This is a genomic window from Microbacterium sp. GCS4, assembly GCF_001262495.1.
Taxonomy (GTDB): domain Bacteria; phylum Actinomycetota; class Actinomycetes; order Actinomycetales; family Microbacteriaceae; genus Microbacterium.
In genome coordinates this window covers 643,920-669,130 of sequence record NZ_LGYE01000002.1, presented here as the reverse complement: position 1 = coordinate 669,130, position 25,211 = coordinate 643,920, and the positions used below count along the sequence as shown (strand labels likewise).

Here is a 25,211-nt window from a genome sequence, read left to right as displayed (position 1 = left end):
GCGGCATGCGCATAGAATGGGATGCGGATATCCCGTCGGACCTCAGGAGGACCCGTGAAATCGCGCCTTGTCGCGTCTGCCGCTCTCAGCGCCCTCGTTCTTCTCGGCGCGACGGGCTGCACGTTCATCACGCCGCAGTCGACGAAGATCGAGTACGCCGCCTCGGACGGTGTGAACGTCTCCGACTCCGACGGCCCGATCGACGTGCGCAACGCGTTCATCGTCGCGAACGAGGACGGCTCGGTCGGCAACTTCATCGGGGCGGTCGTCAACCCGACCACCGAGAAGGCGACGCTCACGATCACGCTCGTGGGCATCGATCCCTTCACCGTGACCGTGCCGGCCGGCAAGACCATCAGCTTCGGCGCCGACGAGGAGCCGCTGCGCATCGTCGGCCTCGACTCCATGCCCGGCTCGACCGTCGAGGTGCACTTCCAGTCCGGCGACGGCGCCGGCACCAAGACCGAGATCCCGGTCCTCGACGGCACCCTCCCCTACTACAAGGACCTCGTGCCGAGCACGACCGGCAGCACGACTCCGAAGCCGACCCCGATGCCGACCGACACCGCGGCGCCCGCTCCCGAGGAGTGACCCGCTCCGCTCGACGGAACGGAAGAGGCCGGCACCCCGCGGGGTGCCGGCCTCTTCGCGTCTGCGGCGTTCAGCCGAGGGTGCTGTTCAGCCCTCGAAGCGGTAGCCGAGTCCGCGCACCGTCACCAGCATGACCGGTTCGCCGGGGTTCTCCTCGATGCGCGAGCGGATCCGCTTGATGTGCACGTCGAGCGTCTTGGTGTCGCCGAAGTAGTCGCTGCCCCACACGCGGTCGATCAGCTGTCCGCGGGTGAGCACCCGCCCCGAATTGCGCATCAGCACCTCGAGCAGTTCGAACTCCTTGAGCGGCATGTTGATCTGCTCGCCCGCGACCGAGACGGTGTGCCGGTCGATGTCGAGACTCACGCGACCGCCGTCGAGCACGCGCTCGTCGAGCTCGCTCTCGGCCTGCACGACCCGGCGCAGCACGGCTCGCATGCGCGCGAGAAGTTCCCGGGACGAGTACGGCTTCGTGACGTAGTCGTCGGCGCCGAGCTCCAGGCCCACCACGATGTCGACCTCGGAGTCCTTGGCTGTCAGCATGATGATCGGCACGGCCGAGGTGGAGCGGATCTGACGGCACACCTCCGTGCCGGGCATCCCCGGCAGCATGAGGTCGAGCAGCACCACGTCGGCACCGCGCTCGCGGAACGCCGTGAGCGCTCCGGGGCCGTCCTCGGCGATCTCCACCTCGTACCCCTCACGGCGCAGCAGGTACGCGAGCGGGTCGGCGAGGTCGGGTTCGTCTTCGACGAGAAGGATGCGGGTCATGCGTTCTCTCCGTTTCGGACGCGAGCGTCGGCCTTGGCCGCCTTGCGCTCGCGCTTCTTCTTGCTCTTCTTGTCCTTCGCGAGGCGTGCGGGCGCCTCGATCATGGGAAGTCGGATGGTGAAGGTCGAGCCGCGGCCCGGCCGCGACCACAGCAGCACCTCGCCGCCGTGACGCTGGGTGGCGTGCTTGACGATCGAGAGGCCGAGGCCGGTGCCGCCGGTGCGTCGGGAGCGCGCCTCGTCGGCACGGTAGAAGCGTTCGAAGATGCGCTCGCGGTCCGCCTCGGAGATGCCGATCCCCTGATCGGAGACCGCGATCTCGACGACCTCGTCGTCGGCCTTCACACCCACCCCGATGCGGGAGCCCTTGGGCGAGTAGACGATCGCGTTCGCGATGAGGTTGCCGAACGCCTCGATGAGGATCTGCGAATCGCCGTGCACCCACACGCCGCGGTCGCCGCCGCGGGCGATCTCCACCCCGGCCGAATCGGCCTGCACGGCGTGGGCCTCGATCGCCGATGCCAGCACCTCGTCGATCGACACCGCCCGGGCGGAGGAGAGCGCGTCGTCGGTCTGCAGACGAGACAGGCTCATGATGCGTCCGGTGAGCTGCCCCAGCCGCACGGCCTCCGCCGAGATGCGCGTCGCGAAGTGGCGCACCTGCTGGGCGTCGTCCGCCGCCGACTCGATCGCCTCGGCGAGCAGGGTGATCGCGCCGACCGGAGTCTTGAGCTCGTGGCTAGTGTTGGCGACGAAGTCGCGTCGCATCTGGTCGAGCCGCTCCTGCTCGGTGACGTCGCGGATCACCAGGAGCGACATCCGGGGGCTGATCGCGCTGGCCCGCGCCGAGACCAGACGCGGGTCGAGGCTGAGTCCGCCGCGCGTGATGCGCAACGACTCGGTGACCGATCCGCCGTCGACCCGCAGACTGCGCAGCAGCTGCCGAAGCTCCGGGTTCTCCAGCGGAGCGCCCACCTCGATGTCGAAGCGGCTCGCCGCCTTGGAGGCAGCGAGCACGAGACCCGAGGGGTCGACCACGCAGGCCGCGTCGTCCATGCTGCCGAGCACAGCGGTCACGCCCTCGGGCACCACGAGGGACGTCTCGTCCGCGATCCTGGCCCGCGTGCGATACGCCCACGCCACGACCAACGACAGTCCGACGCCGATCACGAGGCCGACGAACAGCGCGAACAGCGCGATCTGCGGCAGGGTCATGACACCAGCGTAGAGTGCGTTCACCGGCCGCACGGCGGGTTCGCCGCCCCGCGACGAAAGCGGAGAAGTACTATTCACGTGCTGGGCACCGTTCGTTAACCTTCGGGGCAGAGAATCCCTTTCGGGCCTGTGCGAGAGCGAGGTCCTCCTCTCGCGCGGACGACCCAGCCGTCTCGCGCTGGCCTGACAGCCGAGACCCGAATGAAAGGTTGCGCCCCTATGCGCGAAGTCTTCCACCAGTCCCTCGAGGATCTGCAGTCCCGTCTCGTCGAGATCGCCGACCTCGTCACCGTCTCGATCGACAAGGCCACCCGCGCTTTCGCCACGAGCGACGTCGCCCTGGCCGAAGAGGTCATCGCGGACGACGCGAAGATCGACGAGCTGGCCGTCGCGCTCGACGAGCAGGCCATCGAGATCCTCGCCCGCCAGCAGCCGGTCGCCCGCGACCTGCGCATCGTCGTGTTCGCGCTTCGAGTGAGCGCCTCGCTCGAGCGCATGGGCGACATGTCCGAGCACATCGCCCAGCTCGCGCGCCTGCGCTTCCCCGAGCGCGCGATCCCGAAGGGCCTCAAGGGCACCTTCGTGAAGATGGGCGAGCTGGACGTCGAGATCTCCCGCACCCTCACCGAGCTGCTGCGCACGCAGGACCTCAAGTTCGCCGACCAGATCCGCAACGCGGACGACGACGTCGACGAGCTGCACGCGAGCGTCTTCGAGAAGGTGCTCAGCGACAACTGGAAGGGCGAGACCACCGCGACCGTCGACGCGACGCTCGCGAGCCGGTACCACGAGCGCTTCGCCGACCACGCCGTCGCCGTCGCGAAGAAGGTCGTGTACCTCGCGACCGGCGACTGGCAGGCCGGCGAGGAGGACATCGCCCTCGCCGCCGAGCAGCAGACCCTCGGCCACGCTTGAGCCGAGATCACAGACAGACGACGAGGGGGTGGATGCCGAACGGCATCCACCCCCTCGTCGTCTGTCTTACTTCTTGCCCTGCGCGGCGACGGCTGCGGCGCCCGCCGCGGCGGCCTCCGGGTCGAGGTAGCGGCCCGGGCCCGTCGGCACGTTGTTCTCGTCGAGCTCGTACACGAGCGGGATGCCGGTCGGGATGTTCAGCTCGGCGATGTCGGCGTCGCTGATGCCCTCGAGGTGCTTCACGAGACCGCGCAGCGAGTTGCCGTGCGCCGTCACGAGCACCGTCTTGCCGGCCTCGAGGTCGGGGACGATCGCGCTCTCCCAGTACGGCAGGAGACGGTCGATCACGAGCTTGAGGGACTCGGTGCGGGGCACCTCCCCGTCGATGCCCGCGTAGCGCGGGTCGTCCACCTGGCTGAACTCGCTGTCGTCGTCGAGCACGGGCGGCGGCACGTCGAACGACCGGCGCCACAGCTGGAACTGCTCGGGACCGAACTCCTCGAGCGTCTGGGCCTTGTCCTTGCCCTGCAGCGCGCCGTAGTGACGCTCGTTGAGGCGCCACGAACGCGTCACGGGGATCCACAGGCGGTCCGCCGCGTCGAGCGCGATGTTCGCCGTCTGGATCGCGCGACTCAGCAGCGAGGTGTGCAGCACGTCGGGCAGGATGCCGGCTTCGGCCAGCAGCTCGCCGCCCCGCTGGGCCTCGGCCTTGCCCTGCTCGTTCAGGCGGACGTCCACCCAGCCGGTGAAGAGGTTCAGTTCGTTCCACTCGCTCCGGCCGTGACGGAGCAGGATCAGGGTGCGCTTCGCAGTCATGCCGCCAGTTTATCCGCGCGGGGTCGCGGACACGCCTCGGAGTCGGCACGTGACTGGAAGGATGGGCACATGGCGTCCTCTCCCCTCGGCCGACCCACCCGCGGCACCACGGGGACCAACCGGCTGCGTCGCAACGACCGCTGGATCGCCGCCTCACGCGCCTTCCTCCGCGCGTCTGATCCGCTCGTGATCGACCTCGGCTACGGCGCGAGCGGGGTCACCGCGTTCGAGCTCGCGACCCGTCTGCAGCGGGTGCGGGCGGATGCCGAGGTGCGAGGTCTCGAGATCGACCCGGCGCGCGTGGCGAGCGCTGACGCGCAGCTCGCCGAGGTGCGGGCGGGGCGCACACCCTTCTCTCCGGACCTGCGGGTGTCGTTCGCGCGCGGCGGCTTCGAGGTGCCGCTGGCGGACGGACGCCGACCCGCCGTGATCCGCGCCATGAACGTGCTGCGCCAGTACGACGAGGCGGATGTCGCGGGCGCATGGGGCACCATGACGTCGCGTCTGGATCCCGGGGGTCTGCTCATCGAGGGCACCTGCGACGAGATCGGCCGCATCGCGAGCTGGATCGACGTGGATGCCGCCGGGACGCCGCTCCGTCTCACGATCTCGCTGCGACTCGCCGGGCTCGAGCATCCCTCCGTCGTCGCCGAGCGGCTGCCGAAGGCGCTCATCCACCGCAACGTGCCGGGCGAGCGTGTGCACGCCTTCCTGGCGGACCTCGACCGCGAATGGGACCGCGCGGCGGCCCTCTCGACGTTCGGCGCGACGCAGCGGTTCCTGGCGGCCGTGACCGCGCTGCGCGATCAGGGGTGGCCGGTCGAGGGCGGGCGCACGCGGTGGCGGCTGGGTGAGCTCACGCTGCCATGGGCGGCGGTCGCTCCCCGGGGGTGACGCGTTTCGTCTCGTCGCTGCGCTCCTCGCTCAACGACCGGGGCGAGTTACGAAAGGCGCTCAGCCGGCGCGGCGCGGATCCGGCGCGCTCGGGCGACGCGACAGGCGCGTCAGTCGAGGGATGTCGGCCGTAGCGCCGGCATCCCCGGGTACGATGACCTGCTGTGCCGCGGCGATGTCTCCGCCGTCCGTGCGCACGACCAGGTCTCCCACGGGGGCGCGGCGCGACAGGATCGCGAGAGCGATGGGGCCGTCCTCGTGATGCCGAGCCACCGAGGTCACATGACCCACCTCGTCGTCTCCCGCGAACACCGGATCGCCGGCGGCGGGGAGCACAGCGTCGCTCCCGTCGAGGTGCAGAGCGGCCAGACGGCGCGGCGGGTGGCCGAGGTTGTGCACCTTCGCGACCGTCTCCTGTCCGCGGTAGCAGCCCTTGTTCAGGTGCACGGCCGTGCGGATCCAGTCGGACTCGTGCGGCAGCGAGCGCTCGTCCACCTCGGCCGACCAGCGCGGACGCCACGCCGCGACGCGGAGAGCCTCCGCCGCGAGGAGACCTGCGACGTCCGCGGATCCGAGCGAGGCGGCGAGCGCGTCCGCGGTCTCGCGTGACACGATCGCCGCACGCCAGGCGAGGCCGGCACCGGGATGCTCGGCGACCTCGGCGTACTGGTGCCCGCCCGCGCTCACGCGCTGCCAGGGATCCGTCCACACGAGCGCCGTCCCGGCGGGGCGCGAGGCGATCTCGTCGGCGCGGGTCGCCGCCGCGCCCCCGTCGACGAAGCCGAGCAGAGCCAGGTCGGGGCGCAGCTCGACCGTCGCCTGCGTGCGGAACTTCATGCGCTGCAGCCAGGTCGCGAGCCCTTCGGCATCCGCGGCGTCCGCGATGAGCCAGGTCGAGGTGCCGTCATCGAGGACACCGGCCGCGTGCTCGACGCGTCCCTGCGGGTCGAGCACGAGCAGCTCTGTGCTCTCGCCCGCGCCGATGCGGCCCAGCGCCTGCGAGGTGATCGAATCCAGCCAGCCGAGACGCTCGGGCCCGGCGACCTCGATCACGGCGCGGTCGTCGAGCGGCACGAGCGCGTCGCCCGCCGCCAGACGCCGCTGTTCGCGGAACACGTCGCCGAAGTGCTCGATGCCGCTCTCGCCGACCACGGCGCCGTCGATGTCGCGGAAGCCGGCCACGTCAGATCCCGGCCATGTCAGATCTTCGCCAACCGGGCCGACGCATGCGAGCGCAGCGGCGTTCCCAGCGCGGCGATGTCCCACGCCCAGAGCAGGTGGTTGTCGACCAGTCCGTACATACGTGAGGCCGAGCCGTACTCCTTCGCGCCGGCGCCGCGCACGACGGCGTCCGTTGCGATGTCGATGCGGGGGCCGTTGATCTCGCCGAGGTAGAGCTCCAGCATCCCGTCGGCGTGGGCGATCGAGACCTCGATCGGGAACCCGCCGGATGCCGCGCGCAGAGCCTCGACGTCGTCGACGCCGCGCGGCGACGACTCGGCGACGGGAGGGAGGAGCCCGGGGCCCGCGTCGGAGTCGGTCGCGGGACGACTCAGCCGCCAGAAGCCGCTCTCGGCGACCAGAGGGAGAGACGTCTCGCCCTCGTCCCGCGTGAAGATCGCGGTGGCGGAGTAGTTCAGGAACGGACCGCCGTCGTGGCTGAAGCTCACGCGATGCGTGAACTCGCCCTGCAGGCGCTCATCGCCGACCGGGTAGTCGATGACGCCGGTGCCCTCCCACACGCCGATCAGCCACGACAGCGGCGCGAGGTCGGCGGGGAGATCCGTGGGGAGCTCGAGCACGGTCGGCTCAGCGCTGGCCGCGGAAGAGATTGCGAAGCACGACGACCGAGACGAACACGATCGCGAGGCTCGCCAGGCCCAGCAGGCCGATGAAGAAGAGTTCGAGAGCCATGAGGTCCATGACGACCACTTTACCCTCCGCGCCCGCGGCTGTCGCGTCAGGAGACGAGGGCGGCGAGACCGAAGCCGACCGAGACGACGCCCATCACCAGCAGCGCACCGAGTGCGCCGCCTGCCACGCGCAGGATGAAGCCCTGGGTCCGCCCGTACCAGAGCTGCACCGCGAACGACAGGAGCACGACGCCGCCGAACGCCACGATCAGCCACGGCACGCGCCAATCCTCGGGCACGAAGAGGCCCACCGCGATCGCCGCCGCGAACGCGACGCCCCACACGACGAGCACACCGACGAACGCGTTGCGCGGCGCGAGGGCAGGTTCCGTCATGACTCCATTGTCACCCATCGGCGCGAAACGCACCTCTCAACGCCCGGTATCATGGCCCCACGGCGTCCCCCGCCGTCCGGAAGGAGTGCGCGTGGCCCAGGTGCTGGTGTTGACCAATGCTCCGATCGCGGAGCCGGTTCTCCCCGCGCTGGAGCTTCTCAGCCACCGCATCCGGCAGATTCCCGCGGAGCCTGCGCAGCTCGTGAGCGCCCCCGACTACGACATCGTGATCGTGGACGGCCGTCAGGATCTCGTCGGCGCCAAGTCGCTGTGCCGTCTCCTGCGCGCGGCAGGCCAGGAGGCGCCGCTGCTTCTCGTCATCACGGAGGGCGGCATGAGCGCGCTGTCCGGCGACTGGGGCATCGACGACGTGCTGCTCGCCACCGCGGGCCCGGCCGAGACCGACGCCCGCGTGCGCCTCGCGATCGCACGACGCGACGAGGTCGCCGAGCCCACCAGGGTGCAGGCGTCCGGGGTGACGATCGACGAGCAGTCCTACTCGGCCAAGCTCCACGGACGCCCGCTCGATCTCACCTACAAGGAGTTCCAGCTCCTGCACTTCCTCGCTACGCATCCCTCACGGGTGTTCACGCGCGAGCAGCTGCTCAGCGAGGTGTGGGGCTACGACTACTTCGGCGGCACCCGCACCGTCGACGTGCACGTCCGGCGACTGCGCGCCAAGCTCGGCGACCAGGAGCAGATCATCGGCACGGTGCGCAACGTCGGCTACCGCTTCAACGTCTACGAGGACGAGACGGTCCCGGCGACCCGCTGACCGCGGCCTTTCGTTCACACGCGCGTCACCTCACGGTGCTTAGATGTACCCCATGATCGATCCCGCTCTCGCCGACGCCGGTCTCGGCGATGCCGAAGACGACGACTTCGACGCCATCGAGGCGCCGGACTCGCTCCTGCCCGACCACCGCTACATCGATCGCGAGCTCAGCTGGCTCGCGTTCAACCAGCGCGTGCTCGAGCTCGCCGAGGACCCGTCGCTCCCCGAGCTCGAGCGCGCGAACTTCCTCGCCATCTTCGCGAGCAACCTCGACGAGTTCTTCATGGTCCGCGTCGCCGGCCTCAAGCGCCGCATCGTGACGGGCCTCGCCGTGCCGACGAACATCGGCCGGTCGCCCGTCGACGCGCTCGCCGACATCTCCCGCGAGGCGCACGCGCTGCAGCTGCGGCACGCGGACGCATGGAAGTCGCTGGTGCGTCCCGCCCTCGCGGATGCCGGGATCGAGGTGACGGACTGGTCCGATCTCACGGACGACGAGCGCTCCGGGCTCACCGAGTACTTCCAGGCGCAGGTGTTCCCGGTGCTCATGCCGCTCGCGGTCGACCCCGCGCACCCCTTCCCCTACATCTCCGGTCTGTCCCTGAACCTCGCGATCCGCATCCGCAACGCCCGCACCGGGCGTCAGGAGTTCGCCCGCCTCAAGGTGCCGCCCATGCTCCCCCGCTTCGTCGAGGTGCCCGGCGCCGGCGAGATCAAGCGCTTCCTGCGCCTCGAGGAGCTCATCGCCAACCACCTCGGCGACCTGTTCCCCGGCATGGAGGTGCTCGACCACCACGCGTTCCGGCTCACGCGCAACGAGGACGTCGTGATCGAGGAGGACGAGAGCGAGAACCTGATCCAGGCGCTCGAGGCCGAGTTGCGCCTGCGGCGCTTCGGTCCGCCGATCCGCCTCGAGATCACCGACGACATGGACGAGGTCACGATGGACCTGCTGGTCCGCGAACTCGACATCACCGACCAGGAGGTCTACCGCCTCCCCGGACCGCTCGACCTGCGCGGCCTGTTCGACCTCTCGCGCATCGACCGCCCGGACCTGCGCTACCCGCCGCACCTGCCCACGACACCCGTGGCGTTCCAGCCCGGGGGCAACGAGACCCGCGCCGACATCTTCAAGGCGATCCGCAAGTCCGACGTCCTCGTGCACCACCCCTACGAGTCCTTCACGACCAGCGTCGTCGCGTTCCTCGAGCAGGCGGCCCGCGACCCGCACGTGCTCGCGATCAAGCAGACCCTGTACCGCACCTCGGGCGACAGTCCGATCGTGCAGGCGCTGATCGACGCGGCCGAAGCAGGCAAGCAGGTGCTCGCGCTGGTCGAGGTCAAGGCCCGCTTCGACGAGGCGAACAACATCGTGTGGGCGCGCAAGCTCGAGAAGGCCGGCGTGCACGTCGTGTACGGCCTCGTCGGCCTCAAGACCCACTGCAAACTCGCCCTCGTGATCCGCGAGGAGGAGGGCGTGCTGCGCCACTACTCGCACATCGGCACGGGCAACTACAACCCGAAGACCAGTCGCATCTACGAAGACTTCGGCCTGTTCACGGCCGACCCGCAGGTCGGCAAGGACCTCACGCGCCTGTTCAACGAGCTCAGCGGCTACGCGATCGAGAAGAAGTTCAAGCGCCTGCTCGTCGCGCCGCTCCACCTGCGCAAGGGACTCATCCGGCAGATCGACCACGAGCGCCGCAACGCCGAGAACGGCAAGCCCGCGGGGATCCGCATCAAGGTCAACTCGATGGTCGACGAGGAGATCATCGACGCGCTGTACCGCGCGAGCGCGGCGGGCGTGAAGGTCGACGTGTGGGTGCGCGGCATCTGCAGCCTGCGCACGGACCTCGAGGGCATCAGCGAGAACATCACGGTGCGCAGCATCCTCGGCCGGTACCTGGAGCACTCGCGGATCTTCGCGTTCCACAACGACGGCGACCCGCAGATCTACATCGGCAGCGCCGACATGATGCACCGCAACCTCGACCGCCGCGTCGAGGCGCTCGTGCGAGTGACCGACCCGAACCACATGACGGAGCTGCTCGCGTTCTTCGACCTCGCCATGGACCCGGGGACGACCTCGTGGCACCTGGGCGCAGAGGGCGTGTGGACGCGCCACGCCGAGGATGCGGAGGGCAACCCCCTCGTCGACCTGCAGGATAAGACCATGGGGTTGATCCAGCGGCGGCGCCGCGCCCGGGCGGTGCGATGACGGTCCGGCAGGCACCGGCGAAGGGCGCGACCCGCGCGAAATGGACGGACAAGGCCGTCTACGCGGCGGGCGCCGTGGTGTGGCGCGTCATCGACGGCAAGCTGCGCATCCTCCTGATCCATCGGACCAAGTACCGCGACATCACCCTGCCCAAGGGCAAGGTCGACCCGGGCGAGATGCTCGCCGAGACCGCCGTGCGGGAGGTGCACGAAGAGACCGGCATCCGTGTCTCGCTCGGTGTGCCGGTGGGCGTGAGCCGCTACCATCTGCCCTCCAACAAGCAGAAGGTCGTGCACTACTGGGCCGCGGAGGCGACGGACGAGGCGGTGCGGGCGTCGACCTTCGTTCCGAACCGCGAGATCGCCGCCCTCGAATGGGTGAGCGTCAAGAAGGCGCGCGCACGCCTGAGCTACCCCGTCGACCTCGAGATCCTCGACTTCTTCGCCAACCTCGTCGACGACGGCGTGCTGCGCACGTTCCCGGTCGTCGCGCTGCGGCACGCCAAGGCACTCCCCCGCTCCGAGTGGGACGGGGCCGATGCCGCCAGGCCGCTGACCGAGCGAGGACGCCGTCAGGCCGACTCCATCGTCGGACCGCTGCGCGCGTTCGGCGTGCGGAAGATCGTCACGAGCGACGCAGTGCGCTGCGTGCAGACCGTCAAACCGCTCGCCAAGGCTCTCGACCGCAAGCCTGTGAAGACCGAGAAGATCAGTCAGGACGCGTGGGAGGACGGCACCGACGACCTGCGCTCGGTCATCGGCCGCCGCGTGCGTGCGGGCAAGCCGGCCGTGATCTGCAGCCACGGCCCGGTGCTCCCCGGCATCCTGTCGGAGATCGCTCTCGCGACGGGCACCATGCAGGGCTCCTACATCTCGAGCGCCGCCGACCTCGAGCCGGGCGCGTTCTCCGTCGTGCACCTCTCCGCCTCCCACCCCGGTTCCGGGATCATCGCCATCGAGACGCACGTCCCTCAGGTCTGATCCCCCCGTCGACCCGCGGCTCGATCCCAGTGCTGGCGCGGGAACGCGGCTCCTCCGACCGTCGCCGCCGACCCTAGAGAGTCGCCGCTCGTTCACCTCCCGTTCACCTGCGCGGTCGAGTCTCGTTAACCGCCGCACCTAGCGTCACTGTGTGCCCTGCACCGGGCCCCACCCATCCATGATCGAAGGATCCACAGTGAAGATCTCCCGAATCGCACGTATCGGCGCCGTCGGCGCCGTCGCCGCTCTCGCTCTCGCCGGCTGCGCCGCGAACGAGCCGAGCGGCGGGTCGTCCGACGCTCCCAACGACTCCACCCTGTCCGGCAGCCTCGACGCCACCGGCGCCTCCTCGCAGGAGGCCGCGCAGCAGTCCTGGGTCGCCGCCTTCCAGACCGCCAACCCCGACGTCACCGTGAACTACACGGCAACCGGCTCGGGCACCGGCCGCGAGAACTTCATCGCCGGCTCCTCCAGCTTCATCGGCTCGGACCGCGCGTTCAACGCCGACGAGCTCGCCAAGGGCGGCTTCGGCTCCTGCGCCTCGGACGAGATCGTCGAGATCCCCGTCTACATCTCCCCCGTCGCGGTCGCGTTCAACCTCGACGGCATCGACGAGCTGAACCTCGACGGCAAGACCATCGCGGGCATCTTCGCGGGCACCATCACCAAGTGGAACGACCCGGCCATCGCCGACCAGAACCAGGGCGTCGAGCTCCCCGACCAGGCGATCGTCCCCGTGCACCGCGCCGACGCCTCGGGCACGCAGGAGACCTTCACCAAGTACCTCAGCGCCGTCGCCCCCGACGTGTGGACCTACGAGGCCAGCGACGAGTGGCCGCTGTCGACCGGTGAGGCCGGCGACGGCACCTCGGGCGTCGTCGACGCGATCACCAACGGCTCGGGCTACATCGGCTTCGCCGACGCCTCGCGCACCGCGGACCTCGGCCAGGTCGCCGTGCAGGTCGAGGGCGAGTACGTCGCGTACTCCGCCGAGGCCGCCGCCGCGCTCGTCGAGGCCTCGCCGCTCGAGGAGGGCCGCTCGGACCACGACCTCGCGTTCGCGGTCGACCCGGCAGCCGCCCCGGCCGGCTCGTACCCGATCGCGCTCGTCTCCTACCTGATCGGCTGCGTCGAGTACGACGACGCCGAGACCGCCGGTCTCGTGAAGGCGTACTTCCAGTACGTCGCCTCGGCCGAGGGCCAGGATGCAGCCGCCGAGGCCGCGGGCAGCGCCCCGATCTCGGACAGCCTGCGCGACCAGATCAACACCGCGATCGACGCGATCGTCACCGAGTGATCGGACGCTCAGCCACTCGCTGAGCTCCGGTCCCGGCGCCCCCGGGTGTCGGTCGACAGGACCTCGACCGACACCCGGGGGCACCCGCATGAGAACACCCGAAAGCCCCTCAGAGCACACCGTGGAGCAGCTCAGATGACCACCACCCAGGCGGGACCCGATACCCGTTCACCCCAGTCGCGCACCTCGCTGCGCCGCCGGGGCGACCTCGTCTTCTCCGGCACCGCCCTCGGCGCCGGCATCGTCATCCTCATCACCCTCGCCGCGGTCGCGATCTTCCTCATCGTCCAGGCGATCCCCGCGCTGTCGCCCGACACCTCGAACAACCACATCCTCGAAGGGCAGTCCTTCCTGTCCTGGGTGTGGCCCTTCGTGTTCGGCACGCTGTGGTCGAGCCTCATCGCCCTCGTCATCGCGGCACCCATCGCGATCGGCATCGCGCTCTTCATCTCGCACTACGCGCCGCGTCGCCTGGCCGGCGTGCTCGGCTACGTGATCGACCTGCTCGCCGCGGTCCCCTCCGTGGTCTTCGGTCTCTGGGGCGCCCTCACCTTCGCCCCGATGCTGGTGCCCTTCTACAAGTGGCTGAACGAGAACCTCGGCTGGATCCCGATCTTCGGCGGCACGCCGTCCGGCACCGGCAAGACGATCCTCACGGCATCCCTCGTGCTCGCGGTCATGATCCTCCCGATCATGACCGCCATCTGCCGCGAGGTGTTCCTGCAGACGCCGAAGCTGCACGAAGAGGCAGCGCTGGCGCTCGGCGCCACGCGCTGGGAGATGGTCCGCATGGCCGTGCTCCCCTTCGCGCGCAGCGGCATGGTCTCGGGCGCGATGCTCGGCCTCGGCCGTGCTCTCGGCGAGACGATGGCCGTGACCCTCGTGCTGTCGCCGCTCGGCATCATCACCTTCAACCTGATCAACCCGGAGAACCCGACGACGATCCCCGCGATCATCGCCCTCCGCTTCCCCGAGGCCCACGACGAGGGAGTCAACACCCTCATCGCCGCGGGTCTGATCCTGTTCATCGTGACCTTCGCGGTCAACTTCATCGCCCGCTGGATCGTCTCGCGTCGCGCCGAGTTCTCGGGAGCCAACTGACATGACCGCCACCATGACCCCCACCCCGGTCGCGGCGACCACGCACACGACCTCGGCCGGCCACCTTCCCACGTGGGGCCCCTGGGCTCTGCTCGGCGTCGCCTTCGCGGTATCCGCGGCCATCTTCGCTTTCATGAACGCCGGCGGCGACCCCGCCGACTTCAACATCGCCCTCACGCTCGTCGTGGGCCTGCTGTTCTACATGGCGCTGATCTTCGTCATCTCGTCGGTGGTCGAGAGCCGCCGCCACGCGGTCGACCGCCTCATGACGGCTCTCGTCTCCGGCGCCTTCGTCGTCGCGCTCCTCCCGCTCATCTCGCTCCTGTATACGGTCGTCGTGAACGGCCTGATGCGCTTCGATGGAGAGTTCTTCAGCTTCTCGATGCGCAACATCGTCGGCGAGGGCGGCGGCGCCGTGCACGCCATCTGGGGAACGCTCCTGATCACGCTCGGCGCCACGATCATCTCGGTGCCGATCGGCCTCATGACCTCGATCTATCTGGTCGAGTACGGCGAGGGGCGCAAGCTCGCGCGCGGCATCACGTTCCTCGTGGACGTCATGACCGGCATCCCCTCGATCGTCGCGGGTCTGTTCATCTACTCGGTGTTCGCGCTCCTCGTCGGACCCGGGACGCGCATGGGCATCATGGGCTCGCTCGCCCTGTCGGTGCTCATGATCCCGGTGGTGGTGCGCGGCTCGGAGGAGCTCCTGCGCATCGTCCCGAACGAGCTGCGCGAGGCGGCCTACGCCCTCGGAGTGCCGAAGTGGTTGACGATCCTCAAGGTCGTCCTCCCGACGGCGATCGCCGGCATCACGACGTCGATCATGCTCGCGATCTCGCGCGTGATCGGCGAGACCGCGCCGCTGCTCCTGACCGTCGGCATCGTCCAGGGCATGAACACCAACATGTTCAGCGGGCAGATGGCGACGTTGCCCGTGTTCTCCTACATGCAGGCCAAGTATCCCGGAATCCCGGTCGACGCCTACCTCGACCGGGCCTGGGCCGCCGCCCTCACCCTCATCGTGATCGTCATGGTGCTGAACCTCCTCGCGAGGATCATCGCCAAGGTGTTCGCCCCCAAGACTGCCGGCCGCTGAGCCGTCCCACCCGACAGAACAAGAAGGATCTCTCGTGTCCAAGAGCATCGAAGTCAACGACCTCAACGTCTACTACGGCGACTTCCTCGCCGTCGAGGGCGTCAGCATCGACATCAAGCCCAACACCGTCACCGCGTTCATCGGCCCGTCGGGATGCGGCAAGTCGACGTTCCTCCGCACCCTGAACCGCATGCACGAGGTCATCCCCGGCGCCCGCGTCGAGGGCGAGGTGCTGATCGACGGCAAGAACCTGTACGGCGCGAGCGTCGACCCGGTGCTCGTCCGCCGCCAGGTTGGCATGGTCTTCCAGCGCCCCAACCCGTTCCCCACGATGTCGATCAAGGAGAACGTGCTCGCGGGCGTGAAGCTCAACAACTCGCGCATGTCGAAGAGCGACCAGGACGCGCTCGTCGAGAAGTCGCTGAGCGGGGCGAACCTCTGGAACGAGGTGAAGGACCGTCTCGACAAGCCGGGATCGGGCCTCTCAGGCGGCCAGCAGCAGCGTCTGTGCATCGCCCGTGCGATCGCCGTCTCCCCCGACGTGATCCTCATGGACGAGCCCTGCTCGGCCCTCGACCCGATCTCGACGTTCGCGATCGAGGAGCTCATCGCCGAGATCAAGACCCAGTACACGGTCGTGATCGTGACGCACAACATGCAGCAGGCGAGCCGGGTCTCCGACAAGACCGCGTTCTTCAACATCGCCGGCACCGGCAAGCCCGGCAAGCTCATCGAGTACGACGACACGTCGACGATCTTCACGACGCCGTCGATCCAGGCGACCGAGGACTACGTCTCGGGACGCTTCGGGTAAGCATCCGCCTGTCGAACGCCGTGCGACCCTCCGGTCGCACGGCGTTCGTCGTCTGCGCTCAGCAGTGCGTGTCCCCGGCGACCGGCGGCCGGCCCTCAGTCGCGGGGCGACAGGAGGTACTCGTTGAGCTCGCGCGTCAGGACGCGGTCGACCGCGAGCTCGGCCCCGTCGACCGCCGTGATCGGGGCGGCCAGGCGCACGCTCGACACCAGCCAGGCGGCGTCGGCCGTCGGCAGATCGGATGCCGGGATGCGGGCATACTCCGCCGCGAGACCGCGCGCGGCGAGGTGCTCGTACACGCTCAGCTGCGTCGTGCCGTGCAGGATGCCGCCGTTCGGCGCCGGAGTGAGGAAGCGGTCGCCGAACCGCAGGATGAGGGATGCCGTCGGCGCCTCGAGCACGTAGCCGTCACGGGACAGGAACACGGCGTCATCGGCGCCGCGACGGTGCGCCTCGCGCAGCGCGGCCATGTTCACGGCGTACGACAGGGTCTTGGCGCCGAGCAGGAGCCAGGGGGCGTTCTGCGCGACGTCGAGGTCGTAGCCGCGGTCGAGCGTCACGACCCGCACGCCGTTCTCACGGACCGTCGAGAAATCGGCGGCGGGGGCCACCGTGACCCAGGCCGTCGGGGTGGGTCCGTGCTCGACGCCGCGGCTGAGGATGAGCTTGATCACGTACTCGCCGTCGCCGCAGTCCGCCGCCGCCACGTCGATGGCCTGGTGCCACTGGGCCTGGTTCGGCGTCGGCAGATCGCACAGCCGTGCGGAGTGCGCGAGGCGCTCCAGGTGCGGCACGACCTCCTGCGCATGGCGGTCGACGACGCCGATCGACTCGAAGACTCCGTCGCCGCGCTGCGTGCTGAGCTCGCCCACGCTGAGCGCGGGGGCGGCGGCGTCGACGGCGGTGAACGTGTCGGCGAAGTCGGTGCGGGTGCTGTCGGCGTCGGCAGGGTCGATCATGAGGGCGAATCGCTGGGCCATGCTCAGAGCCTACGACGCGGGGAATACCCGCCGCCGCATCGCGTTACACTGGTACAGGCCGGGCCGCATAACCCCGGGCTCCAATTTTCGCCGCTGCGAGCGGCCTTCCGCCGAGAGGCGTTCTTGCGGCCCGGTCTTCTCATGCCCGGCGGCGAGAAGCACGGCCAGACCTCTCAGGCGAGCGAACCCATCCGCCAGAGCACCGCGGATGCGGAGAGGTCCTGCGCGTAGCTGCTGAGCCGCAGGGCGCGGGTCGTGAGCTCGCTCGCTCGTGCGGGCTCCGTGGCCTCGTAGTCGTCGGCCGTGTGCGTCGCGCCCGAGGACTGCACGCGGCAGAACGCGGCGGCCCGGTCGAGCGCGACGGCGAAGTCCCCGCGGAACGCCCCGCGCAGGATCGTGTCGATCAGTGCGACCAGCTCGTCGGGGTTGGCCGGCACCGGGGCGCCGGCGATCACCGCATCCGCCGACGACAGCTCGACCCGTCCGCGCTCGTACAGCAGCGCAGCGGTCTGCGGGTCGGCGTGGATCGCGAGCTGCAGCAGGTAGAGCCTCCAGAGCGCGCCGGGGAGCGTGCGCGACGGGGCCTTCGACCAGAGCTCGGCGATCTCGTCGATGCCGTGCTCGTCGGTGAAGGCGACGAGGCGGTCCGCACTCGTACCGCTCTCGTCCGCGCGCACCCTGGCGAGGAGCGCGGATGCCGTCGCGTGCGCGATCCGCGTCTCCTCGGCGGGGTCGTGGGTGCCGACGATGTTGTCGAAGGCGCTGGAGGGACGACGCACGGGGCGGGAGAACTGCTCGGGCATCACTCCAGGGTACGCGCGTCGTAGCGTCAGGCGGTCGGGATCGCGACGATGGGCTCCGAGGTGGGGGTGCCGCTCGGTGAGCCCCCCGCCTGCTCCACCGTGACAGCGATCGTGTCGCCCTCGTGCATCTCGCCCTTCAGGAGCGCGGTCGCGCCGCCCTGCTCGGCGTCGAACACACCGGCCGAGACCGGGGTGTCGCCGCGCACGAACCACAGTTCATAGGTCTCGTCGTCGGGCAGCGAGGCGATGCCGTCGGCGACGAGCACCGCGGTGCCCAGCGACGCCGACCAGTGGGCGGTCGCCGTGCCGCCGTCGGCGAGCTCGACGGTCGCCTGCTGGGCGTCGTCCGCGCCGCGGATGTCGTCGAGGGCGACGACGCTCGCCGGCCGGTTCAGGTAGTCGTTGAGCGCGGCGGTCCCGAGTCCGACGCCCACGAGCAGCGCGAGGCACGCGGCGAGCGCGAACAGGATGCGCATCGGGCGCACCGGACGTTTGGCGTGCGCGGCGCGCACGTGTCGGCTCGAGCCTTCCTCGGCGAGCTGCGGCATGCCGTCGACGGCGTCAGCCGCCGACTCGTCCGGAGTCTGCACGGGGGCGACGTAGGACTCCCCGTTCTGCGGCGTCGTGGCGATGCGCTCCAGCAAGGAGGCACGGATCGACGCGGGCGGTGTGACAGGAGTCGCCGCGTATGCGAGAAGCGCAGCGGTTTCGGCATCTGCGTTCACTTCGTCCCCCCGTCCCGCATTCGTCGCGAGCGCCGCCTGATAGCGCTGCTGGTCGTCGGGAGACAGCGCGCCGAGCGCCGCTCCTGCCGCGAGTTCTCTGAATTCGCTGTCGTTCATGCTGCTGTCACCCCCAGTGCGATGCGCAGGCGGCTGAGTCCGTCCCGCATCCGAGTCTTTATCGTCCCCAGCGGCGCTCCCACGAGCGCCGCAACCTCGTTCTGACTGTATCCGCCGTAGTACGCGAGCACGAGAGCCTCGCGCTGCGCCTCGGGAAGTCCTGCGAGAGCGTTCACGACCTTCTCGCCTTCGATCCCCAACTCCACCCGCTCCGCGACACTGTCGTGCGCGACGCCGATGTCCCGGTACCCGGCCTTGACGTCCCGGTCCGCGCTGGACTGGGATGCTCGGACCCGGTCGACCGCGCGGCGGTGCGCGATCGTCATGACCCAGGTTCTTCCCTGCCCTTTGTTCGGAGCGAACTTGGAAGCGGATTGCCAGATCTCGAGGAAGACCTCCTGCAGCACCTCTTCGCTCTGCGAACGGTTCACGAGGACGCGGAGGATCAGGCCGAACACCCGGCTGGAGAGCGAGTCGTACAGATCGGCGAACGCGCGCTCGTCTCCGTCGCTGACGCGCAGGAGGAGGTCGGCGACAGCATCCCGTGCCGTACCGTCCTCGGGTACGTCCATACCGTCGATGACCATCTCTACCAGCATGCCGCATTCACCTCCCTTTCCCGCGCAACCGTCACCGGAACGTGAGGGAAAAGCTCCATCTGTCTCTGACTCTTCGCAGCACACGTGGAGATCGGATTGGATCGAGGGGTCTGAAAATCGATCCGAACTTTTTCCCATCCGATCTCCGAGGGGTTCCGAACACCTGTCAACGCCGCGGAGAGGCCGCGGCACACAGTTCTGAAGGAGCTCGAGATGTTCAGCACCAAGAAGAAGATCACCGCAGCGATCACCCTCGGTCTGGCAAGCGCGTTCGTGCTCGCCGGATGTTCCATGGGCGGATCCTCCGATGAGCCGATGGAGTCCTCGGCACCCGAGACGTCGGAGTCGACGGCTCCCGAGACGATGGACCCGGCCATGGGCGACCTCGTCGGTCCCGGCTGCGCCGCATACGCCGAGGCCGTGCCGGACGGCGCTGGCTCGGTCGAGGGCATGTCCAAGGATCCGGTCGCCACCGCGGCGTCCAACAACCCGCTGCTGAAGACGCTCGTCGCAGCCGTCAGCGGCCAGCTGAACCCCGACGTCAACCTCGTCGACACGCTCAACGGCGGCGAGTTCACGGTCTTCGCACCGGTGGACGACGCGTTCGCGAAGATCGACCCCGCGACGATCGAGTCGCTCAAGACCGACAGCGCGACCCTGACGTCGATCCTCACGTACCACGTGGTTCCCGGCCAGATCGCTCCGTCCGACATCGACGGCACGCACACCACCGTGCAGGGTGCTGACCTCACCGTCACCGGCAGCGGCGACGACATCATGGTCAACGACTCCGCCTCGGTCATCTGCGGCGGCGTGACCACGGCCAACGCGACCGTGTACCTGATCGACTCGGTGCTGATGCCCCCGATGTGATCAACGGTGGCCGAGCGTAACGCTCGGCACATGTCTCACCACTCAGGGGGAGGACGGTGAGACGCGAGGGGTCGTCGACGATGGGAGTTTCGTCGGCGGCCCCTTCTTCGCGCCCCGCGGGCGGGCGGTAGGCGAAGGACAAGGCAGGCTAGGATGATGTGGGTCGGCCTCGCGGTCGACGCACGGGCCTTTAGCTCAATTGGCAGAGCAGCGGACTTCAACGAAATAGGAGCGCCCCGGGGGAAACGCCGGGGATGACACCACTCAAAGTCGGGGAACCCTTCCTGGAGACAGATGGCGATCCCGAGCCAAGCCGGACCCCGGTCCGGAAGGTGTAGAGACTGGACGGGTGGCACCTACAGCGCAAGCCAGGGTGAAGGGACAGTCCAGACCACGAACATCCGCACGGATGGCGGCGAAAGCCGAAGTGGCAGGTTAATCCGCGGGTTGTGGGTTCGATCCCCACAGGGCCCACCAGTAGGACGGTACGGATGTCGGCGCTTCGCGCTACCTTCGGCGCACCACAGTGAGGAGCGCCATGTCCGGGTCTGATGCGAACGATGATGCGCGGCGATGCGGATCGTGCGGAGTCACCAAGACGCGGGCGGATTTCAACCGCAAGGCCTCCCGATCCGACGGGCTGCAGGAGGCCTGCCGCGATTGCAATCGGGAGTCCTCACGCCGGTACTACCGGCGACACCGAGACCACCACCTCGCCGCGGTGCGCGCACGGACGACCGCTCAGCGCGCCGCTGCGATCGCCCTCGTGGCCGCACACCTTCTGACGCACCCCTGCGCCGATTGCGGGACATCCGACATCCGTGTCCTCGACTTCGACCACCGACCCGGGGAGTCCAAGCGTGATGGCGTGATGGCGATGGTCCGCAACGGTTTCTCACGCGAAGCTCTGCTCACCGAGATCGCCAAGTGCGACGTCCGCTGTCGCAACTGCCATGCGATCGCGACCTACGAGCGGATGGGCGCGAACTGGCGGTCGCGCGTGATGGCGGAGCAGGCGGGGATTCACGTCGGCGGCGCGATCCACGACTAGGTAGTGGCCTCTTGTGAGAGCGCTCGAGCCGGGTATATTCTCTGCGCACGCGAACTCGCTGACGAGTTCGCCTGGAGCACTCTGGGGCGTGCAGCATGAGATCGAGCATTGTCTACGAAGGTCTGATCTATGCGATCCTCGGGGCGACGCTCATCGTCTGGATCGCGCTTCTGATTCAGATCTGGAGCTCCCCGACGGGTGAGGGCGTCGAGCCCTACGAGCCACACGGCACGCTGTTCTGGGCGGCGGGCACGCTTCTCACCGCGCTGGGAACGAGCACCGCCGCCGCGTTCGGATTCGGCATCCACGAGGTCAAGACCAAACTCGCCGCGGCACGGAACGCCGGAAACACCTTCACCCTCGGCGACGAGATCACGACCATCGGCATCCCCGCGGTCGTCTCGGCCATCGTCTATTTCGTGCTCGGTCTCCTCGTCTTCCTCACGGGCGCGATGCCGTGGGGCGCAGGCGGTTTCGACGCGCTGCAGGTCTACGGCGTGACCTTCATCGGTTGGCTCGCCGGCGCTCTGACGCTGTTGAAGCCGGCGGCCACGGACTGAGGGGTCTGATCGAGCGGTAACAAGTGCAGAAGGAGAATCGCGATGGAACTGGATATCGCACAGGTTCGCAAGGACACGACCGAATTGATGGCCGGTGTCGAGGGGTGGTCCGGGGACTACCTCACGGATGACGTCCTCGACGGCGCGGAGGACGCCGAGGACGTCATCGAGGAGATGGCGACCGAGGACGACCTTCAGGTGTCCGCGCTCGTGTACTACGGCAACCGCCCTGTCTGGATCAGGGACACGTCCCGACCTGGCTACGTCGGAAAGCTCCTGATCTACAACGGAAGCGTCAATCGGCCCAACGACCCCTGCGGCACGCGCTTCCGTCGAGCGATCTGGTTCTACCATTCTCCGAGAGGCACCGCCTTCAGGAACTGCGGCGCCTACACGGGATTTCAGTTCATCAACGCCTAACGCTGCCAGGACAGCAGGTAGCGGTAATAGAGACCGCGACGAATGCGGGCTCCGGGCAGGATGTCTCGTGCGAGCGCCCGGATGTCCGTGAGCGTCTCCTGCGCAAGAGCCGTGCGGACTCCGACATCGCGGGTCTCGCGATGCACGAGCGACCCGAGCCATGCCGCGGGGAACGTGGCGGCCGAGAACGCCCGGTCAGCGACGGACCGGTTCGCGGCGAGCCCCACGACCAGCAACGCCCCGCCCGGGCGGAGCAGGTCGACAGCGCGGCCGAGCGCTGCGCGCGAGTCCATGTGGTGCAGGGTCGCGACCATCGTGACGATGTCGAACGAGCGGGGCGCACCGTCGAAGGAGTCGAGATCCGACTCCAGGATGGTCACGCGCGGCAGTTCTCTCGTCCGCTCACGCGCCCGATCCGCCGCGACCGGATCGGGCTCGAGGCCGACCGTGTCGAGACCCGCGTCGGCGAGGCGCTGCGCGAGGAGGCCGTCACCGCATCCGATATCGAGGGCGCGGCCGCGGGGGCACCGGGCCGCGCGACGCAGGATCCAGGGATGGTAGGCGGCATTGTGATTCCAGTACGCGGAATGGTTCGAGTGCGAGGAGCTCACCGTCGCATCCTGCCACGACCGTCTAGCATCCAGGGTGCGACGGGGCCACCCCCTTCCCCGCGCCCGCCTCCTGCGAGAGGGTCGAGACGTCCCCGAGAACCGGGGGCGAGACCCCCACGAAAGGACGCATCATGGCGACTCTGACCGACAGCCGAGTGGCATTCCTCGCGACCGACGGATTCGAGGACAGCGAGCTGACCAGCCCGTGGGAGGCCGTGCAGGCCGAGGGCGCGAGCGCGACGCTCATCGCCCCCGAGGGGCAGCAGATCACGGGCAAGAACGGCCACGTGCAGCACGTCGACCTCACCGCGGCCTCCGCGTCCGCCGACGAGTTCGACGCGCTCGTGCTGCCCGGTGGCGTCGTGAACGCCGACCATCTGCGTATGGACGAGCCCTCGATCGCGCTGGCACGCACCTTCTTCGAGCAGCACAAGCCCGTGGCCGTCATCTGCCACGGCGCGTGGATCCTCATCGAGGCCGGTGTGGTCGACGGACGCACGCTCACGAGCTACCCCAGCCTGAAGACGGACCTCCGCAACGCGGGAGCCGATTGGGTCGACGAAGAGGTCGTGGTCGACAACGGCCTCGTGTCCAGCCGCACCCCGGACGATCTGCCGGCTTTCAACGCCAAGCTCGTCGAGGAGATCTCCGAGGGCAAGCACTCCGAGCAGACGGCCTGACCCTCAGCATCCGGCGGTCCGCCGTCATCCGCTCGCTCGGGCGCGATGGCGGCGGACCGCCGCTCTGTTCGCGCAGCGCACCGAGCAGAAGCGCTGGCGGCCGTTGCGGGTGACGTCGACCACGACGTTCGTGCAGGGAGCCGCTGCACAGCGCGCGAGACGGTCCATGCCTCGCGTGACGAGATGCAGGGAGGTGCCGACAGCGATGATCGCGCGCAGCACGGACGGCAGCGACTGCACGTCGTCCCGGTAGTGCAGGTGCCATCCCTCCCCGTCGTGGTCGGTGAGGCGCGGATAGGCGGCGGCCTGAGCCATCTGCGCGTTGAGCAGTCGCGCACGCTCAACGGGATCGGTCTCGTCGACGATCCGCAGCCAGTCGTCGATGACCTCTCGAACGCGGGCATGGTCGTCGGACTCGACCGGGAACGTCATCGTCATGCCCATGTCGAGGGTGCGGCGCTCGATTCCCGCGCGATCCTCCGGCCAGTCGTCGGCGAGGGATGCCGCGAGGAGAACCGCGTACTCTCCGTAAGGGTTGAGATGCATAAGGCCATTACATCACGCTGGTGACATGACCTCCCTGCACACGCTTCCGATCCCCCACCAGACCACTCGGCCGCACGAGCACGCCTGGATCGCCGAATCCCGCCACTCGACGAGCGAGGGTGTGGTCGTCTACGTCCGCTGCCATGACTGCGGCACGCGACGCGTCGATCTGCAGGCTCGGTCGACTATGCCCCCGGTGGCGCTCAGCGCGGAGCTCCCCGCCTGACCCCGGTCACGCCGTGAGGTCGAGCAGCTTTCGCGTCGTGCGCAGATTGCGCGCCGTCCCGGCGACACCGAGCGCCCGGTCGAGAACGGCCTTCGTGAGCTTGGTGCCCTGCACACCGCTCTCGCCGTAGTCGATCCAGAGGTCGTGACCGACGAGAGCGATGCGCTCCCCCGGCACGAGACGTTCGCGCAGCGCGTCGAGCGCTCCGGCCTTCGGCGCCGCCTCGAGGAACATCGCGTGCAGCATCTTTTCGGCGGCATCCTCGAAGGGAACCCGGCTCAACGCCTTCTCGAGCGCGTCGTGGGTGCGCAGGATCACCGGGGTGTCGACGTCGAACTCCGCGGAGATCAGTGCGCGGACGCGGGCGCAGGCGGCATCCGGATCATCCGGATGCTCGCAGATGACGTTCCCGCTCGCGATGTACGTCGAGACGTCGTCGCCCAGCTCGGGGGCGAGCACCTCGCGCAGCCGCGCCATCGGCACCGTTCCGCGACCGCCCACGTTGACGGCGCGCAGGAGCAGGACGCTGCGGCTCACGCGTCGCGGCTCTCCGCGAGGACGGCCCCGGCGTGCACGAGCTCGGCGAGCGCGGCCTCGCTCGACTCCGCCCCGACCCCGGCGATCAGGTCGGTGAAGACGCGCACGTGCACGCCGTGCGCGATCGCGTCGAGCGCCGAGGCACGCACGCAGTGGTCGGTGGCGAGTCCCACCACATCGGCGCTCAGCACGCCGGCCGCCGTGAGCAGCGCGCCGACGGTCTCGCCGGAGACGGTGGCACCCTCGAACATCGAGTAGGCCGGCTCGCCCTGCCCCTTGTGCACATGGTGCGTGATCGCGTCGGTGACGAGCAGAGTGTCGTACTCCGCGCCATCGGTCCCCGCGACGCAGTGCACCGGCCACGTGTCGACGAAGTCGGGCTGTTCGGCGAAATGCCCGCCGTTGTCGCCGGTCGCGTCGTGCCAGTCCCGCGACGCGACGACGACGTCGTACCCGCCGGCATGCGTCGCGAGGAAGGCCGACACCGCGGAGGCGACCGCATCGCCTCCGGCGACGGCGAGTGCACCGCCCTCGGTGAAGTCGTTCTGGACGTCGACGATCAGAAGCGCTCTGCTCATGCTCCGAGCGTACGCGCGTGCAGCCCGGGACGGGATACCAGAAGGCCCCGTGATGTTCTTCGCATCACGGGGCCTGGTGGAGCCGCTTGTCAGAATCGAACTGACGACCTTTTCATTACGAGTGAAATGCTCTGCCGACTGAGCTAAAGCGGCGCGATCATCGATATTACCC

Annotated in this window: 30 protein-coding genes and 1 tRNA gene; 16 read left to right on the top strand and 15 right to left on the bottom strand. The window is 69.1% G+C overall.

The window, feature by feature from the left end; translation table 11 throughout:
• The first annotated feature begins 54 nt into the window (after positions 1-54).
• Positions 55-591 carry a hypothetical protein gene (locus tag AKH00_RS10455; protein WP_050722635.1) on the top strand — a complete coding sequence of 179 codons (537 nt, stop codon included), beginning with the start codon at positions 55-57 and terminating at the stop codon, positions 589-591.
• An 87-nt stretch (positions 592-678) separates the two neighbouring features.
• Here the strand turns inward: AKH00_RS10455 and AKH00_RS10450 are convergent, their stop codons facing one another.
• Positions 679-1,362, bottom strand: coding sequence for a response regulator transcription factor (locus tag AKH00_RS10450; protein ID WP_050722634.1), 684 nt, complete (start codon positions 1,360-1,362; stop codon positions 679-681).
• Positions 1,359-2,576 (bottom strand): sensor histidine kinase, encoded by a 1,218-nt coding sequence (locus AKH00_RS10445; protein ID WP_050722633.1) that lies wholly within the window; start codon positions 2,574-2,576, stop codon positions 1,359-1,361. The genes AKH00_RS10450 and AKH00_RS10445 overlap by 4 nt, the downstream gene beginning before the upstream one ends.
• 219 nt (positions 2,577-2,795) lie before the next feature.
• Between AKH00_RS10445 and phoU the strand changes: the two genes are divergently transcribed.
• Complete coding sequence (phoU, locus tag AKH00_RS10440) at positions 2,796-3,491, top strand: phosphate signaling complex protein PhoU (RefSeq protein ID WP_050722632.1); 696 nt, start codon at positions 2,796-2,798, stop codon at positions 3,489-3,491.
• Positions 3,492-3,557: 66 nt separating this feature from the next.
• Here phoU and AKH00_RS10435 read toward each other — a convergent pair whose 3' ends face one another.
• A complete protein-coding gene (locus AKH00_RS10435; RefSeq protein WP_050722631.1) occupies positions 3,558-4,307 on the bottom strand; it encodes a phosphoglyceromutase in 750 nt (249 codons plus the stop codon).
• 69 nt (positions 4,308-4,376) lie between these two features.
• Here AKH00_RS10435 and AKH00_RS10430 point away from each other — a divergent pair, with 69 nt between their 5' ends.
• A complete protein-coding gene (locus tag AKH00_RS10430) occupies positions 4,377-5,201 on the top strand; it encodes a class I SAM-dependent methyltransferase (RefSeq protein ID WP_050722630.1) in 825 nt (274 codons plus the stop codon).
• Between the two features lie 60 nt (positions 5,202-5,261).
• On the opposite strand, the gene ygfZ is transcribed toward AKH00_RS10430, so the two are convergent.
• From ygfZ to AKH00_RS10415, 3 genes are all read right to left on the bottom strand, one after another.
• Complete coding sequence (gene ygfZ / locus AKH00_RS10425; protein ID WP_050722629.1) at positions 5,262-6,383, bottom strand: CAF17-like 4Fe-4S cluster assembly/insertion protein YgfZ; 1,122 nt, start codon at positions 6,381-6,383, stop codon at positions 5,262-5,264.
• A gap of 17 nt (positions 6,384-6,400) precedes the next feature.
• Positions 6,401-7,003, bottom strand: a complete 603-nt coding sequence (locus AKH00_RS10420) for an FABP family protein (RefSeq protein WP_050722628.1) — start codon at positions 7,001-7,003, stop codon at positions 6,401-6,403.
• A gap of 158 nt (positions 7,004-7,161) precedes the next feature.
• Positions 7,162-7,449 carry a hypothetical protein gene (locus AKH00_RS10415; RefSeq protein WP_050722627.1) on the bottom strand — a complete coding sequence of 96 codons (288 nt, stop codon included), beginning with the start codon at positions 7,447-7,449 and terminating at the stop codon, positions 7,162-7,164.
• Positions 7,450-7,540: 91 nt separating this feature from the next.
• Here AKH00_RS10415 and AKH00_RS10410 point away from each other — a divergent pair, with 91 nt between their 5' ends.
• The 7 genes from AKH00_RS10410 to pstB all read left to right on the top strand — a co-directional run bounded on the left by AKH00_RS10410 (position 7,541) and on the right by pstB (position 15,733).
• A complete protein-coding gene (locus tag AKH00_RS10410; RefSeq protein WP_050722626.1) occupies positions 7,541-8,224 on the top strand; it encodes a winged helix-turn-helix transcriptional regulator in 684 nt (227 codons plus the stop codon).
• A gap of 52 nt (positions 8,225-8,276) precedes the next feature.
• On the top strand, positions 8,277-10,442 hold the full coding sequence (locus AKH00_RS10405; protein ID WP_050722625.1) for an RNA degradosome polyphosphate kinase: 2,166 nt from the start codon (positions 8,277-8,279) through the stop codon (positions 10,440-10,442).
• Positions 10,439-11,422 (top strand): NUDIX hydrolase, encoded by a 984-nt coding sequence (locus AKH00_RS10400; protein WP_050722624.1) that lies wholly within the window; start codon positions 10,439-10,441, stop codon positions 11,420-11,422. Before AKH00_RS10405 ends, AKH00_RS10400 begins: the two co-directional genes overlap by 4 nt.
• Before the next feature lie 196 nt (positions 11,423-11,618).
• Positions 11,619-12,719, top strand: a complete 1,101-nt coding sequence (pstS, locus tag AKH00_RS10395) for a phosphate ABC transporter substrate-binding protein PstS (protein WP_050722623.1) — start codon at positions 11,619-11,621, stop codon at positions 12,717-12,719.
• A gap of 135 nt (positions 12,720-12,854) precedes the next feature.
• Entirely contained in the window at positions 12,855-13,820 is a 966-nt protein-coding gene (pstC, locus tag AKH00_RS10390; protein WP_050722622.1) for a phosphate ABC transporter permease subunit PstC, read from the top strand.
• A gap of 1 nt (position 13,821) precedes the next feature.
• Positions 13,822-14,919 (top strand): phosphate ABC transporter permease PstA, encoded by a 1,098-nt coding sequence (pstA, locus tag AKH00_RS10385; protein ID WP_082297544.1) that lies wholly within the window; start codon positions 13,822-13,824, stop codon positions 14,917-14,919.
• A gap of 34 nt (positions 14,920-14,953) precedes the next feature.
• Positions 14,954-15,733, top strand: a complete 780-nt coding sequence (gene pstB / locus AKH00_RS10380; protein ID WP_050722621.1) for a phosphate ABC transporter ATP-binding protein PstB — start codon at positions 14,954-14,956, stop codon at positions 15,731-15,733.
• Between the two features lie 95 nt (positions 15,734-15,828).
• Here the strand turns inward: pstB and AKH00_RS10375 are convergent, their stop codons facing one another.
• From AKH00_RS10375 to sigK, 4 genes are all read right to left on the bottom strand, one after another.
• A complete protein-coding gene (locus tag AKH00_RS10375) occupies positions 15,829-16,713 on the bottom strand; it encodes an aminodeoxychorismate lyase (RefSeq protein ID WP_050722620.1) in 885 nt (294 codons plus the stop codon).
• A 173-nt stretch (positions 16,714-16,886) separates the two neighbouring features.
• Positions 16,887-17,516 carry a hypothetical protein gene (locus AKH00_RS10370; protein WP_050722619.1) on the bottom strand — a complete coding sequence of 210 codons (630 nt, stop codon included), beginning with the start codon at positions 17,514-17,516 and terminating at the stop codon, positions 16,887-16,889.
• Between the two features lie 26 nt (positions 17,517-17,542).
• Positions 17,543-18,358, bottom strand: coding sequence for an anti-sigma factor (locus tag AKH00_RS10365; RefSeq protein ID WP_050722618.1), 816 nt, complete (start codon positions 18,356-18,358; stop codon positions 17,543-17,545).
• Positions 18,355-18,957, bottom strand: coding sequence for an ECF RNA polymerase sigma factor SigK (sigK, locus tag AKH00_RS10360; RefSeq protein ID WP_200903835.1), 603 nt, complete (start codon positions 18,955-18,957; stop codon positions 18,355-18,357). Before sigK ends, AKH00_RS10365 begins: the two co-directional genes overlap by 4 nt.
• A 213-nt stretch (positions 18,958-19,170) precedes the next feature.
• Between sigK and AKH00_RS10355 the strand changes: the two genes are divergently transcribed.
• The 4 genes from AKH00_RS10355 to AKH00_RS10340 all read left to right on the top strand — a co-directional run bounded on the left by AKH00_RS10355 (position 19,171) and on the right by AKH00_RS10340 (position 21,861).
• Positions 19,171-19,830, top strand: a complete 660-nt coding sequence (locus tag AKH00_RS10355; protein ID WP_050722616.1) for a fasciclin domain-containing protein — start codon at positions 19,171-19,173, stop codon at positions 19,828-19,830.
• A gap of 538 nt (positions 19,831-20,368) precedes the next feature.
• Positions 20,369-20,881: a hypothetical protein gene (locus AKH00_RS10350; RefSeq protein ID WP_050722615.1), complete on the top strand. Its 513-nt coding sequence runs from the start codon at positions 20,369-20,371 to the stop codon at positions 20,879-20,881.
• Between the two features lie 95 nt (positions 20,882-20,976).
• Positions 20,977-21,441, top strand: a complete 465-nt coding sequence (locus AKH00_RS10345) for a hypothetical protein (protein WP_050722614.1) — start codon at positions 20,977-20,979, stop codon at positions 21,439-21,441.
• Positions 21,442-21,483: 42 nt separating this feature from the next.
• On the top strand, positions 21,484-21,861 hold the full coding sequence (locus tag AKH00_RS10340) for a hypothetical protein (RefSeq protein ID WP_050722613.1): 378 nt from the start codon (positions 21,484-21,486) through the stop codon (positions 21,859-21,861).
• On the opposite strand, the gene AKH00_RS10335 is transcribed toward AKH00_RS10340, so the two are convergent.
• A complete protein-coding gene (locus tag AKH00_RS10335; protein ID WP_050722612.1) occupies positions 21,858-22,472 on the bottom strand; it encodes a class I SAM-dependent methyltransferase in 615 nt (204 codons plus the stop codon). The two genes, AKH00_RS10340 and AKH00_RS10335, sit on opposite strands and share 4 nt — an antisense overlap.
• Before the next feature lie 131 nt (positions 22,473-22,603).
• On the opposite strand from AKH00_RS10335, the gene AKH00_RS10330 reads away from it, so the two are divergent.
• The gene (locus AKH00_RS10330; protein WP_050722611.1) at positions 22,604-23,152 is read left to right on the top strand and encodes a type 1 glutamine amidotransferase domain-containing protein; all 549 of its coding nucleotides are present in this window, start codon (positions 22,604-22,606) and stop codon (positions 23,150-23,152) included.
• Between the two features lie 24 nt (positions 23,153-23,176).
• Here AKH00_RS10330 and AKH00_RS10325 read toward each other — a convergent pair whose 3' ends face one another.
• A complete protein-coding gene (locus AKH00_RS10325; protein ID WP_050722610.1) occupies positions 23,177-23,698 on the bottom strand; it encodes a CGNR zinc finger domain-containing protein in 522 nt (173 codons plus the stop codon).
• Between the two features lie 25 nt (positions 23,699-23,723).
• Here AKH00_RS10325 and AKH00_RS10320 point away from each other — a divergent pair, with 25 nt between their 5' ends.
• Positions 23,724-23,924 (top strand): hypothetical protein, encoded by a 201-nt coding sequence (locus tag AKH00_RS10320; protein ID WP_050722609.1) that lies wholly within the window; start codon positions 23,724-23,726, stop codon positions 23,922-23,924.
• Between the two features lie 6 nt (positions 23,925-23,930).
• On the opposite strand, the gene AKH00_RS10315 is transcribed toward AKH00_RS10320, so the two are convergent.
• The 3 genes from AKH00_RS10315 to AKH00_RS10305 form a co-directional block, all read right to left on the bottom strand.
• Positions 23,931-24,461 carry a DUF1697 domain-containing protein gene (locus AKH00_RS10315; RefSeq protein WP_050722608.1) on the bottom strand — a complete coding sequence of 177 codons (531 nt, stop codon included), beginning with the start codon at positions 24,459-24,461 and terminating at the stop codon, positions 23,931-23,933.
• Positions 24,458-25,039 (bottom strand): isochorismatase family protein, encoded by a 582-nt coding sequence (locus AKH00_RS10310; protein ID WP_050722607.1) that lies wholly within the window; start codon positions 25,037-25,039, stop codon positions 24,458-24,460. Before AKH00_RS10310 ends, AKH00_RS10315 begins: the two co-directional genes overlap by 4 nt.
• Positions 25,040-25,116: 77 nt before the next feature.
• Positions 25,117-25,192, bottom strand: a tRNA-Thr gene (locus AKH00_RS10305).
• Positions 25,193-25,211 lie beyond the last annotated feature (19 nt).

Excerpts from the sequence above, each read along its gene's own strand:
- sigK (WP_200903835.1), bottom strand. The coding sequence starts at position 18,957 with ATGCTGGTAGAGATGGTCATCGACGGTATGGACGTACCCGAGGACGGT.
- AKH00_RS10365 (WP_050722618.1), bottom strand. The coding sequence starts at position 18,358 with ATGAACGACAGCGAATTCAGAGAACTCGCGGCAGGAGCGGCGCTCGGC.
- pstC (WP_050722622.1), top strand. The coding sequence starts at position 12,855 with ATGACCACCACCCAGGCGGGACCCGATACCCGTTCACCCCAGTCGCGC.
- AKH00_RS10320 (WP_050722609.1), top strand. The coding sequence starts at position 23,724 with ATGACCTCCCTGCACACGCTTCCGATCCCCCACCAGACCACTCGGCCG.
- phoU (WP_050722632.1), top strand. The coding sequence starts at position 2,796 with ATGCGCGAAGTCTTCCACCAGTCCCTCGAGGATCTGCAGTCCCGTCTC.
- AKH00_RS10405 (WP_050722625.1), top strand. The coding sequence starts at position 8,277 with ATGATCGATCCCGCTCTCGCCGACGCCGGTCTCGGCGATGCCGAAGAC.
- AKH00_RS10445 (WP_050722633.1), bottom strand. The coding sequence starts at position 2,576 with ATGACCCTGCCGCAGATCGCGCTGTTCGCGCTGTTCGTCGGCCTCGTG.
- AKH00_RS10450 (WP_050722634.1), bottom strand. The coding sequence starts at position 1,362 with ATGACCCGCATCCTTCTCGTCGAAGACGAACCCGACCTCGCCGACCCG.
- AKH00_RS10325 (WP_050722610.1), bottom strand. The coding sequence starts at position 23,698 with ATGCATCTCAACCCTTACGGAGAGTACGCGGTTCTCCTCGCGGCATCC.
- AKH00_RS10370 (WP_050722619.1), bottom strand. The coding sequence starts at position 17,516 with ATGCCCGAGCAGTTCTCCCGCCCCGTGCGTCGTCCCTCCAGCGCCTTC.
- AKH00_RS10415 (WP_050722627.1), bottom strand. The coding sequence starts at position 7,449 with ATGACGGAACCTGCCCTCGCGCCGCGCAACGCGTTCGTCGGTGTGCTC.
- AKH00_RS10350 (WP_050722615.1), top strand. The coding sequence starts at position 20,369 with ATGTCCGGGTCTGATGCGAACGATGATGCGCGGCGATGCGGATCGTGC.
- AKH00_RS10355 (WP_050722616.1), top strand. The coding sequence starts at position 19,171 with ATGTTCAGCACCAAGAAGAAGATCACCGCAGCGATCACCCTCGGTCTG.
- AKH00_RS10340 (WP_050722613.1), top strand. The coding sequence starts at position 21,484 with ATGGAACTGGATATCGCACAGGTTCGCAAGGACACGACCGAATTGATG.
- AKH00_RS10400 (WP_050722624.1), top strand. The coding sequence starts at position 10,439 with ATGACGGTCCGGCAGGCACCGGCGAAGGGCGCGACCCGCGCGAAATGG.
- AKH00_RS10430 (WP_050722630.1), top strand. The coding sequence starts at position 4,377 with ATGGCGTCCTCTCCCCTCGGCCGACCCACCCGCGGCACCACGGGGACC.
- pstA (WP_082297544.1), top strand. The coding sequence starts at position 13,822 with ATGACCGCCACCATGACCCCCACCCCGGTCGCGGCGACCACGCACACG.
- AKH00_RS10310 (WP_050722607.1), bottom strand. The coding sequence starts at position 25,039 with ATGAGCAGAGCGCTTCTGATCGTCGACGTCCAGAACGACTTCACCGAG.
- AKH00_RS10435 (WP_050722631.1), bottom strand. The coding sequence starts at position 4,307 with ATGACTGCGAAGCGCACCCTGATCCTGCTCCGTCACGGCCGGAGCGAG.
- AKH00_RS10345 (WP_050722614.1), top strand. The coding sequence starts at position 20,977 with ATGAGATCGAGCATTGTCTACGAAGGTCTGATCTATGCGATCCTCGGG.
- AKH00_RS10375 (WP_050722620.1), bottom strand. The coding sequence starts at position 16,713 with ATGGCCCAGCGATTCGCCCTCATGATCGACCCTGCCGACGCCGACAGC.
- AKH00_RS10330 (WP_050722611.1), top strand. The coding sequence starts at position 22,604 with ATGGCGACTCTGACCGACAGCCGAGTGGCATTCCTCGCGACCGACGGA.